This is a genomic window from Sphingomonas sp. ID0503 (assembly GCF_048565625.1).
In the GTDB taxonomy this organism is placed as follows: domain Bacteria; phylum Pseudomonadota; class Alphaproteobacteria; order Sphingomonadales; family Sphingomonadaceae; genus JBLZUR01.
Genome location: NZ_JBLZUR010000002.1, coordinates 2358915 through 2371424 on the forward strand (window position 1 = coordinate 2358915; position 12510 = coordinate 2371424).

General features: G+C 64.3%; 10 protein-coding genes and 1 riboswitch. Of the genes, 5 read left to right on the top strand and 5 right to left on the bottom strand.

Annotated features, from left to right (window positions below; genetic code table 11):
• Positions 1-29: 29 nt before the first annotated feature.
• On the bottom strand, positions 30-2276 hold the full coding sequence (locus ACM608_RS12535; RefSeq protein WP_419683551.1) for a calcium-binding protein: 2247 nt from the start codon (positions 2274-2276) through the stop codon (positions 30-32).
• Positions 2277-2413: 137 nt separating this feature from the next.
• Between ACM608_RS12535 and miaB the strand changes: the two genes are divergently transcribed.
• The gene (gene miaB, locus ACM608_RS12540; RefSeq protein WP_419683552.1) at positions 2414-3745 is read left to right on the top strand and encodes a tRNA (N6-isopentenyl adenosine(37)-C2)-methylthiotransferase MiaB; all 1332 of its coding nucleotides are present in this window, start codon (positions 2414-2416) and stop codon (positions 3743-3745) included.
• A 1072-nt stretch (positions 3746-4817) separates the two neighbouring features.
• On the opposite strand, the gene ACM608_RS12545 is transcribed toward miaB, so the two are convergent.
• Positions 4818-6386 carry an ABC transporter permease/substrate-binding protein gene (locus ACM608_RS12545; protein WP_419683553.1) on the bottom strand — a complete coding sequence of 523 codons (1569 nt, stop codon included), beginning with the start codon at positions 6384-6386 and terminating at the stop codon, positions 4818-4820.
• A gap of 209 nt (positions 6387-6595) precedes the next feature.
• On the opposite strand from ACM608_RS12545, the gene ACM608_RS12550 reads away from it, so the two are divergent.
• The 4 genes from ACM608_RS12550 (at position 6596) to ACM608_RS12565 (ending at position 11172) form a co-directional block, all read left to right on the top strand.
• Positions 6596-7183 carry a PEPxxWA-CTERM sorting domain-containing protein gene (locus ACM608_RS12550; protein WP_419683554.1) on the top strand — a complete coding sequence of 196 codons (588 nt, stop codon included), beginning with the start codon at positions 6596-6598 and terminating at the stop codon, positions 7181-7183.
• 281 nt (positions 7184-7464) lie between these two features.
• Positions 7465-8142 (top strand): HPP family protein, encoded by a 678-nt coding sequence (locus ACM608_RS12555; protein WP_419683555.1) that lies wholly within the window; start codon positions 7465-7467, stop codon positions 8140-8142.
• A 5-nt stretch (positions 8143-8147) separates the two neighbouring features.
• Positions 8148-8256: riboswitch (TPP riboswitch) on the top strand.
• Between the two features lie 26 nt (positions 8257-8282).
• Positions 8283-10220 carry a phosphomethylpyrimidine synthase ThiC gene (thiC, locus tag ACM608_RS12560; protein WP_419683556.1) on the top strand — a complete coding sequence of 646 codons (1938 nt, stop codon included), beginning with the start codon at positions 8283-8285 and terminating at the stop codon, positions 10218-10220.
• Positions 10221-10623: 403 nt separating this feature from the next.
• Positions 10624-11172 (top strand): hypothetical protein, encoded by a 549-nt coding sequence (locus ACM608_RS12565; protein ID WP_419683557.1) that lies wholly within the window; start codon positions 10624-10626, stop codon positions 11170-11172.
• A gap of 391 nt (positions 11173-11563) precedes the next feature.
• On the opposite strand, the gene ACM608_RS12570 is transcribed toward ACM608_RS12565, so the two are convergent.
• The 3 genes from ACM608_RS12570 to ACM608_RS12580 all read right to left on the bottom strand — a co-directional run bounded on the left by ACM608_RS12570 (position 11564) and on the right by ACM608_RS12580 (position 12420).
• Positions 11564-11800, bottom strand: coding sequence for a hypothetical protein (locus tag ACM608_RS12570; protein ID WP_419683558.1), 237 nt, complete (start codon positions 11798-11800; stop codon positions 11564-11566).
• A gap of 102 nt (positions 11801-11902) precedes the next feature.
• Positions 11903-12184: a type II toxin-antitoxin system RelE/ParE family toxin gene (locus ACM608_RS12575; RefSeq protein ID WP_419683559.1), complete on the bottom strand. Its 282-nt coding sequence runs from the start codon at positions 12182-12184 to the stop codon at positions 11903-11905.
• A 5-nt stretch (positions 12185-12189) separates the two neighbouring features.
• Positions 12190-12420, bottom strand: coding sequence for a type II toxin-antitoxin system ParD family antitoxin (locus ACM608_RS12580; RefSeq protein WP_419683560.1), 231 nt, complete (start codon positions 12418-12420; stop codon positions 12190-12192).
• Positions 12421-12510: the final 90 nt, after the last annotated feature.

The following is a 12510-nucleotide window of genomic DNA, read 5'->3' on the forward strand; positions in this document are numbered from 1 at the left end:
GCTGGTGACAGCCTGCTTCCGTTCCCCGGCTAGATGATGAAGTCTGCCCGGTCGATCTTCTCCGCGGACGCGTTCAGCAGGTTGAAAGTCCACTGGCCGTAGGTCACCGTCAGGTCATCGATCTGCCCGTCACCGTCCACATCGTCCTGGTCGGTGACGATGTCCTCGAACGCACCGGAAACGCCGGTCAGGTCGACCTTGTCGATGCCGTTTTCGAAGTCGATGACGGTATCCGTCTCTTCGAAGCTGCTTCCGATCAGGACGAACAGGTCCTTGCCGGATCCGCCGGTCAGCTCGTCGATGCCGTCCCCCGCGACCAGGGTGTCGTTGCCACCGCGCCCGTGGAGGAAATCGGCGCCCTCCCCGCCATCGATGCGGTTGGCGACGTTATTGCCGCGCAGGCTGTCGCCGAAGTCCGATCCGATCAGGTTTTCGACATTGCGGATCTTGTCGCCGGCCGCATCGCCCTTGTTGTTGTAATAGCCGTTCTGAAGATCCGCGCGCACCGCGCCCGATGCACCGGCATAGGTCAACGTGTCGGTCCCGGTGCCGCCGTCGATCGAGTCCTTTCCCGCACCGCCGTCGAGCAGGTCGTTGCCGCTGCCGCCCAGTAGCGTGTCGGTCCCGTCCCGGCCGATCAGCGTATCGTTGCCCGCCCGTCCATCGAATTGGTTCGAAGCCGCGTTGCCCGCGAACATGTCCTTCCACTCGCGCCCGACAAGCCCCTCCACGTTCGACAGCGGGCTGTTCGCCGGGGTGTCGTTCTGCAGGTCATAGGTCAGGCGCGGACGGTATCCGTAATAGGCCGCGCTGAAATCGACGATGTCGATACCCTCACCGCCATCGATCCCGGGAACGCCGCTGAATTCCGCGTCTCCGGCCAGGATGATGCGGTCGTCTCCGCTTCCGCCGTCGATCGTCGTATCCTCGTTGGAGGTGTCCTGCGTGCTGCTGACGGTGATGGTGTCGTCGCCTGCATCACCGGCGATCACGAACACACCCGTGCCGGACACTTCGATGGTATCCGCCCCGTCACCGCCGATCAGGCTGTAGCTGCCGCCGCTTTCCGGCCCGCCCGCGACGATGAGGTCGTCGCCAACTCCCCCGTCCATGACGTGGTTGCCGGCCGAGAATTCGTCGTTGAGGACATCGTCGCCGCCGCGCCCATATACTTCCCGTCCGGTCAGGAGGTTGGCGGCCGCGTCACCATAGGCGATCGTCGCGGTGACGTTCTCGATGGACTTGAGGAAGTCCTCGAATGCCGCGCCGCCGTTGCGATCACGGTCCTCCAGATCCACGGTCGCCTCTGCATCGTAGATGACGGTGTCGATCCCGTCGCCGCCGTCGAAGCTGTTGTAGGAATACTGGATGACGTCATCATCATCCTCTTCGGAGAAGATGTCCGCGCCGCCGCCCTTGAAGACGTCGTCGCCCGTCCCGCCATACAGGTCGTTCCCGTTGCCGAAGCCGCCGTCGATCGTGTCGTCCCCCGCGCCGCCCGAGAGCGTGTCGTCGCCCCAGATACCCGCTGCGGAGATGAGGTCGCCGCCCAAGCCTCCGGTCACCACCGCACCGTCGCCGGGGCCGTCCCATTTGCCTATGTTGATCGTCAGGTCGCCCTTCGATCCGGTAAGGTCGATCGTCGGCCGCGCCGTCGTGGCGATCTTCGTCGCCTGGTCGATCGCCACCGCAACCGCGTCCGTGCCCTGGATGGTGATCGTGTGGACCTTGGCCGTGCTCACCGCCCCGACATGGGAAAATCCGTCGAGAAGCTTGCCCGCGATGCGCACGTCACCGTTCAGGACCAGCGTCTCGACGGAGCGGAGCGTCAGCCCCGCGACGTTCGTCGTGCGTGCGCCATCGTCCGGAAGCAGCAGGCTGTCGTTCCCGGTCCCGCCATCCAGGATCACCGACCCCTTCTGCTTGCTGTTCTCGACATAGACGAAGGTGTCGTTGCCGCTCTCGCCCTTGGCCAGGACGGAGGCCGCATCGAACACCCGCACCTGGATCCTGTCGTTGCCCGAATTGCCGTGCACGACATTGTCCTTCGTGCTGCCCTGGCGGACCCAAAGGGTGATGTCGTCATTCCCGCTTCCAGCCGCGACCTTCGCCTGGTGGGTATAGACCCGGATCCGGTCGGCACCCGCGCCCGTGCTGATGCTGTCGATGCCGCCCGAAAAGAGCAGTGTTCCGCCCGAACTGACCTTCCCATAAACGATGTCGGCGGACTTGGTCCCGTGCACCTTGTCGTTCTTCGACGTGAGGCGGTACAGCATCGATCTCTCCCGAATCGGCCATTTGCCGAAAATACCTGTCTTTACAGCACAGTGCAGCGGAGCGTGCCACGCGTCGCCCTCGTGTCCGGGGCGGCCTCGCTTTCCCGTTCTCCCGCATTCCCCTATAGGCGCGCCGCATGAACAAGCCCGCCGCGCCCAGAACCTTCCACGTCAAGTCGTTCGGCTGCCAGATGAACGCTTATGATGGTGAGCGGATGGGCGAGTTGCTCGCCGCCGAGGGCATGACCGCGACGGCCAGCGCGGAGGACGCGGACCTCGTCGTCCTCAACACCTGCCACATCCGCGAAAAAGCCGCCGAGAAGGTCTATTCCGACATCGGCCGCATCGTGAAGAAGACGCGCGCCCGCGAAAAGCCGATGATCGCCGTCGCCGGCTGCGTCGCCCAGGCCGAGGGGCCGGAAATGGCGGCGCGCGCCAAGGCGATCGACATCGTCGTCGGCCCGCAGGCCTATCACCGCCTGCCCCAGATGGTCGCCGCCGCCGCGAACGGTGCCCGCGCTTTCGACACTGACATGCCGGCGATCTCGAAATTCGACAGCCTGCCCAAACGCATCCACCGCCGCCCCTCCGCCTTCCTGACCGTGCAGGAGGGGTGCGACAAGTTCTGCACCTATTGCGTCGTCCCCTATACGCGCGGCGCGGAGATCAGCCGCCCCTGGGCCCAGGTGATGGACGAGGCCCGCGCCCTCATCGACGCCGGCGCGCGGGAGATCACGCTCCTCGGCCAGAACGTCAACGCCTGGACCGGCGATGACGAAGCTGGCCGCACCCAGGGCCTCGACGGCCTGATCCGCGCGCTCGACCGCCTGCCCGGCCTTGACCGCATCCGCTACACGACCAGCCACCCCAACGACATGACCGACGGCCTCATCGCCGCCCATGCCGATGTCGAGAAGCTGATGCCGTTCCTCCACCTCCCTGTGCAGGCCGGCAGCGACCGCATCCTGAAAGCGATGAACCGCAGCCACACCGCCGACAGCTACCGCCGCGTGATCGATCGGGTGCGGAAGGCGCGCCCCGACATCGCGATCAGCGGCGACTTCATCGTCGGCTTCCCCGGCGAGACCGACGCCGACTTCGAAGACACCCTGTCGCTGGTGGCGGAGATCGGCCACGCTCAGGCCTTCAGCTTCAAATACAGCCCCCGCCCCGGCACCCCCGCCGCGACGATGACCGACGCATTCGTGGCAGAGGAGGTCATGGACGAGCGCCTCCAACGCCTCCAATCCCTCCTCGCCACCCAACAACACGCCTTCAACGCCGGCACGGTGGGCAAGACAGTCGACGTCCTCCTGGAGCGCCCCGGCAAGAAACCCGGCCAGATGATCGGCAAGTCGCCGTGGCTGCAATCGGTGGTGGTGGAGACGGCAGAACCTGCCGGAGCAATGATCCGCGCGGAGATCGTCCACGCGGGGCCGGTGAGCGTGAACGGGGTGGCCACGTCTTAGCCCTCACCCGACTTCGCCGACATTACGTAGCAAACGCACCAACGAGATTGCACCCGTCCGCGTCTGCGATTTCCAGTGCCTTCTTTTGGAGTGCGGGGCGTGATTAGTGCCGCCGCAGGTCTCCTAGCCCTTTTCTTTCCATGCGAGCATGATGCTCTTCATATCTCTGGATTCCGTGCACACGGTGAATCTGTCGAACTGCCAGTCGGAGGGTATGCAGCCGAAGTTCTCACGGACTTTGTAGGCTCCTCCGAAAACATCCTCGAAGGTGACAGTGGCACCTAACGACCAACTGCCAATTATGAGCTGCAATATTCCTGTAATAGCAGGTCGTCAGGTAAGCCTCCTCATTGGCACCCACCGACTGCGGAAGATGGTCAATCGACCAGTCTGGAGCGACTCCACCCGGGTCGTAGAACTTGAGCGCAAGATGGGCTTTGAGAGCGGGAGATTGGCCAGAGTTCTTTACTTTGACGCGGACCTCCAACCCGTTGTCAAAGAGACTTCCTTCCATGCTCATAATGGTCACGTAGCATCGCGTCTGCGCTTCTCCGATGCGGCGGGTCTCAGCAACAGCCCCCTTTGCAGCTTCAGCCGCAACCACTGTAGCGTCCAAGGTCCGCTTGATGAAAAGCAAACCAATAAGGGTGAGCACCGCCCCGATGATGCTGAGCCGATTAGCCCACTGCGCCGAGTACGCGCTCTTTTCAGCGGCAATAGCAGCGCGCCATTGGGCGCATAGATCGGCGCTATCGTGGTTCTTAGCGCCATAGCAGGCGTTTGACTCCCCGAAGGGGTAAGCAGCAAATGTGTTGACGCGGTCGGCCGCAGCATATTCCTCTACGGAGGCACGGGGCTTACCGGATGGCTCGTATGGCTGACTGGTCCAATCGCCTCCTAACGTCAGCCCGATCCCGAAGCATATCGCTGCTAGTCCGAAGATAGCCGCAACGATAAGGCTCCGATCGCTTCCAGGCATTGAATCAGAAACACCGTTGTAAGTTTTCCCGCGCCGGTCTGTTACGGATGTTCGGATCAAAGTCTATGGCGCCAATGCCTGCGAACTCCCCGACTACGGCGTCGCCGCTCGCAGTGCTCGTCGATGGAGGTGGCTCGACCTGATCATTCCCCCCAACCACCCCGCCGCCTCGGCCGGGCTGCGCTTGTCCGCATCCCGGTCCACCATCAAATTCGCCGCCCGCATCCGCTCCACCGAAATCGCGCCGATCAACGGCCGCAACGCCGCCACCACCGCCGCGTCCCGCCCCGCCCCCGGAGACATCAGCAGCAGCGCCTCGTACCCCGGCAACGCCCCCCTCCTATCCTCCGGCGTCACCAGGTCCATCGCCGCGATCCGCCCGTCGGATGAAAAGGCGGAGATCACGTCCGCCGCCCCGCTCGCCAGCGCCCGGTACATGAAGGTCGGGCTGTACGGCCGCGCCTCGGCGAACCGCATCCCGTATACCCGCTCCACCGCCCGCCATTCCGGCCGGCTCAGGAATTCCAGGTCGCTCGCCAGCCGCAGCTTCCGCGCCGCGCGCGCCAGATCGTCCAGCGTCCTGATCCCCAGCGCCTCGGCCCGGTCCCGCCGCATCGCAAAGGCATAGGCGTTCTCGAACCCCAGACCGCCCAGCACGCGCACCCCGTCCCGCGCCGCCAGCGCCCGCGAAAGCTCCGCCACCGGCACCCGCCCCCGCCGCCCCAGCACATTGGCCGACAAGGTCCCCGCATAATCGACATACACATCGACATCCCCACCCGCCGTCGCGCGATAGGCGATGGCCGAGCCGAGATCGTCGCGCCGCTCCGTGGCGAAGCCCGCCGCGCGCAATCGCGCCTCGATCAGGCTGGCGAGGATGTATTGTTCGGAAAAGTTCTTCGCCCCGATCACCACCACCCGCCCGCCGCGGGCCGGCGCGGGGGCGAGCGCCACCACCAGCCCCGCCGCGATCAACCCCACGCCAGCCCACGCCCGCCGCCGCGATCCCCGCGCCAGCCCGCTCTCCACCGCCCCCAGCAGCCCGTCCGCCAGGATCGCCAGCGCGGCGGAGGCGGCGCAGCCGATCAGCACCCGCCGCCAGTCCTCCAGCTGCAGGCCGGAGAAGATGAGGTTGCCCAGGCTCGGCTGACCGATCGTGGTGGCCAGCGTCGCCGTGCCGATCGTCCACACCGTCGCCGTGCGGATGCCCGCCAGGATGACGGGGCCGGCGAGCGGTAGTTCCACCATCAGGATCTGCTGCAACCGCCCGGCGCCGAGGCTGGCGGCCGCCTCGCGCAACGCAGGATCGACCTCCTGCATCGCCGCCACCCCGTTCCGCATCACCGGCAGGAGCGCGTAGAGCGTCAGGGCGATGAACGCCGGCAGGAAACCGAGCGCCGGGATCGCCAGCCCCGTCGCCTGCCCGAGCAGCAGCAGGAGCGGGTAAAGCAACGCCAGCAAGGCAAGCCCCGGCACCGTCTGCAACAAACCCGCGCCCGCCAGCAGCGGCCCCCGCAAGCGGGGTCGGTCGCTGGCGAAGACCGCTAGAGGCAAGCCGATCGTTAACGCGGTTCCGACCGAAAGCCCGCTCAACAGCACATGCGCGCGCAGCAGCGGCATCAGCTCGCGCATGGCCGGGATCAGTTCGCCTGCCGTCATCATCCACCGATGCTCGACCGAAACGACAAGCCGCGCAATGACTTAGCGGAACCTTTTCGGCGCGGACGAATCTCCCTCTGCAAACGGTCCCATTTTGGGGCGGAAGCAGGGTAAAAATTCCGTTACGCAGTCGCGTTAAAATCGGAACTTCGAAGCTCCTGTTCCGTCTTCGCATCAACCGGCAGGTCCGGTCTTCGCGCAAAGGGGTTCGTATGACTTTCAAGGCTCTGGCCCTCGCGGCCGTCTCGCTCTTCGCCACGGCGATGCCGGCGCAGGCCGCCGTCCTGTTTCTCGATTCCGTGGTTCAGGAAGGCGAGTACTACCGCTTCAACTACAACATCCGCTTCGTCGAGGAGGAGGGCGTGGCGAACGGCTCGACCGTCTCGATCTTCGACTTCGACGGCTATGTCGCCGGCTCGGTGGCCAGCACCAATCCGCTGATCACCGCCACGACGGAGCTGACCAGCGCCGATCTGCCTTCGGTGCCGAACTTCAACGATGCGGCGGACATCACCAACCTTCGCTTCACCTACAACGGGCCGGACCTGGACCTGTCGAACCAGACCTTCACGGGCTTCAGCGCTCTGTCGCTCTACGGCAACGTCAGGCTCGACGGTTTCAGCGGCATCAGCATCAAGACGGCCGGCATCACCGCCGGCCAGACGGTCTACACCCAGGGCCCGACGGGCGTTCCGGCCGTGCCGGAAGCGTCGAGCTGGGCCATGCTCATCGCCGGCTTCGGCCTGGTCGGCGCCACCGCGCGCCGCCGCCGCCCCGCCTTCCGCGTGGCAGCGATCTGAACGGAAGGCCGCGGTTGCGTCAAATGCAACCACGTTTACCAACTCTGCACTTGCGCTAGACATTGCTGCAGTGCACAAGGGGCGTGCCTTTCAGGCATCCTCTCCTAAAACTTACACGGGCCGGCTCAGCCGGCCCTTTTTTTATGCGGTGAACGGGTGCATACCCTGACCGCTGCGGTCCAAAGAGACCATACGCGGGAAAGAATGCCTCCGGTTCAAACCGGGCTTCCAGGGCCGCAGCACCCTTGCCTCTCCTCCGGAACTTGGCCGATAGGCGCGAAATGCGTGCGCTGTTCGCCCCGATCCTTGCCGGCGCCACCCTGCGCGACCGCCTGTTCGCCTGCGCCGGCGCGTTGTTCGGCATCCTCGTCACCGGCGTGATCGGTACGCTCGTCCTGGGCAGCGCCGCTTTGCCCTGGCTCGCCGCACCGATGGGCGCCGCCGCCGTCCTCGTCTTCGCAGCACCCGCGAGCCCCTTGGCCCAGCCCTGGCCGGTGATCGGCGGCAATACGCTGTCCGCGCTGACCGGCGTCCTCGCCGCGCGCCTCATCCCCGATCCGCATCTCGCCGCCGCCGTCGCAGTCGCCGCCGCGATCCTCGTCATGTCGCTCACCCGCTCGCTCCACCCGCCGGGCGGCGCCTCGGCCTTGTCGGCGGTGATCGGCGGGGAGGCGGTGCGCGCCGCCGGCTTCGGCTTCGCGCTCCTTCCCATCGGCCTGAACGCGGTGGTCCTGGCGCTCTGCGGCGTCCTCTTCCACCGCCTCTCCGGCCACAGCTACCCGCACCGCCCCGCCCCCGCTCCCGGCCCGCCGATCGCCGAGGACATCGACCGCGCGCTCGCCGAGACCGGCGAAAGCTTCGACATCTCCCACGAGGATCTCGAAGCCCTCTTCGCCCGCGCCGCCCGCCACGCGGCCGAGCGCCGGAAGTCCATCGACAGACGCAAGCGGCTCCTTTAGACTCCACCCATCCCCGGGGGAGCGCTGATCCGCGCTTGAGAGGGAGGCTGGAGCCTCCGACCCGCTGAACCTGATCCGGTTGACACCGGCGTAGGGAGGGAGCGGCCGAAACGCTCTCCTTCCGTATTGGAGTGAAGACGATGGCCGACATTCCCGCCCGCACCGAACTCAAGGTTACGACAGGCCCGATCCGCGGCTCCAAGAAGATCCACGTCGGCCCGCTCGGCGTCGCCATGCGCGAGATCAGCCTCGAACCTTCATCCGGCGAGCCGCCGATCCGCGTCTACGACTGCTCCGGCCCCTACACCGATCCGAACGCCCGCATCGACATCATGGCCGGCCTGCCCGAGCTCCGCCGCGACTGGATCCGCCAGCGCGGCGATGTCGAGGAGGTCGCCCAGCGCGAGGTCCGCCCGGAGGATAACGGCCAGCTCGGCCCTGACCGCTCCGGCGGTGTGCAGCCCTTCCCCAATGTCCGCCGCAGCGTGCTCCGCGCCAAGCCCGGCGCGAACGTCAGCCAGATGCACTACGCCCGCCGCGGCATCATCACGCCGGAGATGGAATACGTCGCCGTCCGCGAAAATCTCGGCCGCGAACGCCTGTCCGAGTACAACCGTGACGGCGAGTCCTTCGGCGCCGAGATCCCCGACTACGTCACCCCGGAGTTCGTCCGCGATGAGGTGGCAAGAGGCCGCGCCATCATCCCCTCCAACATCAACCATCCGGAATCGGAGCCGATGGCGATCGGCCGCAACTTCCTGGTCAAGATCAACGCCAATATCGGCAATTCCGCCGTCGCCTCCAACGTCGCGAGCGAGGTCGACAAGATGGTGTGGTCGATCCGCTGGGGCGCGGACACCGTCATGGATCTGTCGACCGGCCGCAACATTCACGACACCCGTGAATGGATCCTCCGCAACTCCCCCGTGCCGATCGGCACCGTCCCCATCTACCAGGCGCTCGAAAAAGTGGGCGGCATCGCCGAGGACCTCACCTGGGAGATCTTCCGCGACACCCTGATCGAGCAGGCCGAACAGGGCGTGGACTATTTCACCATCCACGCCGGCGTCCGCCTCCCCTACATTCCGCTCACCGCCAAGCGCGTCACCGGCATCGTCTCGCGCGGCGGCTCGATCATGGCGAAATGGTGCCTGGCGCATCACAAGGAGAGCTTCCTCTACGAGCGCTTCGACGAGATCACCGAGATCATGAAGGCCTATGACGTCGCCTACAGCCTCGGCGACGGCCTCCGCCCCGGATCGATCGCGGACGCCAATGACGAGGCGCAGTTCGCCGAGCTCTACACTTTGGGCGAACTCACCAAGCGCGCCTGGGAACAGGACGTGCAGGTGATGATCGAAGGCCCCGGCCATGTGCCGATGCACAAGATCAAGCAGAACATGGAAAAGCAGCTCGCCGCCTGTGGCGAGGCCCCATTCTACACCCTCGGGCCGCTCACCACCGACATCGCCCCCGGCTACGACCACATCACCAGCGGCATCGGCGCCGCGATGATCGGCTGGTACGGCACGGCGATGCTCTGCTACGTCACGCCGAAGGAGCATCTGGGCCTCCCCGACCGCGACGACGTGAAGGTTGGCGTCGTCACCTACAAGCTCGCCGCCCACGCCGCCGATCTCGCCAAGGGCCACCCCGCCGCCAAGGTCCGCGACGACGCGCTGAGCCGCGCCCGCTTCGAATTCCGCTGGCGCGATCAGTTCAACCTGAGCCTCGACCCGGACACGGCCGAACAGTACCACGACCAGACCTTGCCCGCAGAGGGCGCCAAGACCGCCCATTTCTGCAGCATGTGCGGCCCGAAATTCTGCAGCATGAAGATCACCGCCGAAGTCCGCGAATTCGCCGCCAGGCAGAACCAGCCGGCCGACACGTTCCTCGCCGCAACACCCTCCCCGAGCTTGCTCGGGGAGGGGGACCATTCGGCAAAGCCGAATGGTGGAGGCGCCGCGCCGCAGAGCGCCGAAGAAGCCGAAGCCGGCATGGCCGCCATGAGCACCGTCTTCAAGGAAACGGGGAGCGAGTTGTACATGGGTGCGGGTGGACGAGAGCGGGATTGACAAAGCGGTTTACTTTGAGGATTTTGCCTGCTCACCTACTACTAGGTTGGAACTAACTCTCCCATACTTGGGGATTTCTACTTCATTCATTGACAGATTAAGCGTTGTGAGGGAGTGATGAGCAATGCGCCTACCTAGACTCTGGCTAGTCTCGGCCGGTGTATTCGTTTTCTTGACGCTTATGCTCGTTCTTCTACTCTGGCTAAGTGTCTCTCATGCATTTCTGAAAACCTGCTCAGAAGGTGTTTCGCCAAGTGTGCTTGAGAATTGTCGTACAGATCGAACTTACGGATCGGAACAAGCTACACTCCTGATTTCCATATTTAGTGGTTCAGTGTCGGCCGTAGGCACAATCGCCCTTTTAGTAACTATATATTTTACGTCGAGAGCGACGGATGCCGCGGTGGAAGCCGCGCATTCCGCGAAGTTGGCAATAGGTCTAGCACGCGACTCGATGAACTTGGAGTTGCGACCCTATATCGCCGTCGAAACTGTGAACATGAGACATGTTCTCGACGCTCAGGGGCGTGTTGTAGAACGCTGGCTACAGATCGAGTGGGAGAACGTCGGTAACACGCCAGCAACCCACTTGATGGTGACGGCAAACTGCCTGGTGTCGGACGGGTCTCTGCCGGATGATTTTGCCTTTCCTGAGCGGCCCGGGCGGAATGAAGGGGGAGCTCTAGGAAGAGAGAAAAAGGTTTGGTCTAACGCACCCTCCATTCCACTCAACGAGTGGCAACTCGTACTGGACGGAAAAAAGGTACTACATCTGTGGGGCATCGCTCGGTATCAAGGAAGCACTTCCACAGAACGTTTCGAAACTAAATACTATGTAACTATAACACTCTGGAATTCTCAAGAAGCCGATGATCCTGGAATTAATTTTACTACCTGGATTGGCGCCATGTTCAATGAGTACATCACATTGACACCGACACTCACAAGCTGAACATCGTTTGTCTTGTGCATGGAACATACTGTGCGGAAGGATTCCAGAGCTGTGCCAACCTATCCGTCCATCACATACTGCCATGCCACATTCCGCCTGCTGGCCGCGCCACTACACCGCCTCATCCCAGTAGACGGTCCAATCCGGCAGCGCCGCCTTCACCACCCGCGCGATCGCCAACCCTCCGCGACAACAGCGCGAGTCGAAGCTTTAGTCTCCGTCCCAGATGCGGTTCTGTTCGTACCACTCGCTCCACGCATGCAGCCACTGCCGCAGTGCCGCACCAATCGCAAATCGTCCAACTCAGCCATGAGATCGTCTCGATCCCGGATCGGCTCGCAACTGTGGTCCGCCATGATCTTGACGAACCCGTCCGCCGCAAAGTCTCCCGTCATTTCCGTAGCCATCGCGCTTCGGGCTCGGCCAGCCATTGCTTGCCGTCCTTGTCGCTGCTCCACGGATTGGTCAGCGACCAGCGCTTCTGCGGCGTGGCGTCGCCGTCCACCTTGTCGTGCAGCGACTGTCGAGTCGCCCGCCGCTGCCGCCGCGACGCGCGTTGCTTCCATTCCTTGTCGGACTCCGCCGTGGTGTAGCCGATAACCGGCGTCTTCTTACGGCTACGGCTCACCTGCTCCTCCATCGCCGTGCGATGCTGAGCACAGCCGCGTAAAGTAACCGATCGCAGATACGCGCTCAATCCTGACGAACCGGTCCGCTACGAAGTCCGTCATCAAAGCCACCGCTCCAAATTCATCGACTTGTGCAGCATCCGCTGCACCACCACCCCATTATCGAAGACATCGTACAGGTTGTAATGACTGCCATGCGGCAGGCTGCGGATCGGCGGCCGCACCTCGTCATGCATCGAACCGATGGGCGAAAACTCCGCAATCAACGCCAGCGCGCCGTCGAACCCGCGCACATAGGCCTCGGCCGTATCCTCGCCGAACTGTTCAATGCCGTATGCCAGAATGCCGTCGAGATCGGCATCCGCCGCCTCGCTCAACTGCACCGGCATCACCCCGCGCGACGCTTGCGGGCGTCTGCGATGATGTCCTCGATCGATCGCTTCGAAATCCCCGAAGCGCGCCCCTCGTCGATCGCCGCCTGCAGGCGCGCCAGCTTCTCCGCCTGTTCCTGGTCCCGCCGCACCAGATCGCGCACATAGTCGCTGGTGCTGCTGTACCGGCCCTCCGCCACGCGGGCTTCGGCCCAGCGCTTGAGCTGTTCGGGGATGGAAATGTTCATCTGTGCCATACGCGCCTTCATACAATTCTGCGCTAAACTTGTCGATCTCTCCGCTCCCAAGTTCCACATTTGTTCTGTCCTACACGCCCG

Bases quoted from the DNA above. Each gene is read 5' to 3' on its own strand.
- thiC (WP_419683556.1), top strand. From the start codon at position 8,283: ATGGCCGACATTCCCGCCCGCACCGAACTCAAGGTTACGACAGGCCCG.
- miaB (WP_419683552.1), top strand. From the start codon at position 2,414: ATGAACAAGCCCGCCGCGCCCAGAACCTTCCACGTCAAGTCGTTCGGC.
- ACM608_RS12535 (WP_419683551.1), bottom strand. From the start codon at position 2,276: ATGCTGTACCGCCTCACGTCGAAGAACGACAAGGTGCACGGGACCAAG.
- ACM608_RS12545 (WP_419683553.1), bottom strand. From the start codon at position 6,386: ATGATGACGGCAGGCGAACTGATCCCGGCCATGCGCGAGCTGATGCCG.
- ACM608_RS12550 (WP_419683554.1), top strand. From the start codon at position 6,596: ATGACTTTCAAGGCTCTGGCCCTCGCGGCCGTCTCGCTCTTCGCCACG.
- ACM608_RS12580 (WP_419683560.1), bottom strand. From the start codon at position 12,420: ATGAACATTTCCATCCCCGAACAGCTCAAGCGCTGGGCCGAAGCCCGC.
- ACM608_RS12555 (WP_419683555.1), top strand. From the start codon at position 7,465: ATGCGTGCGCTGTTCGCCCCGATCCTTGCCGGCGCCACCCTGCGCGAC.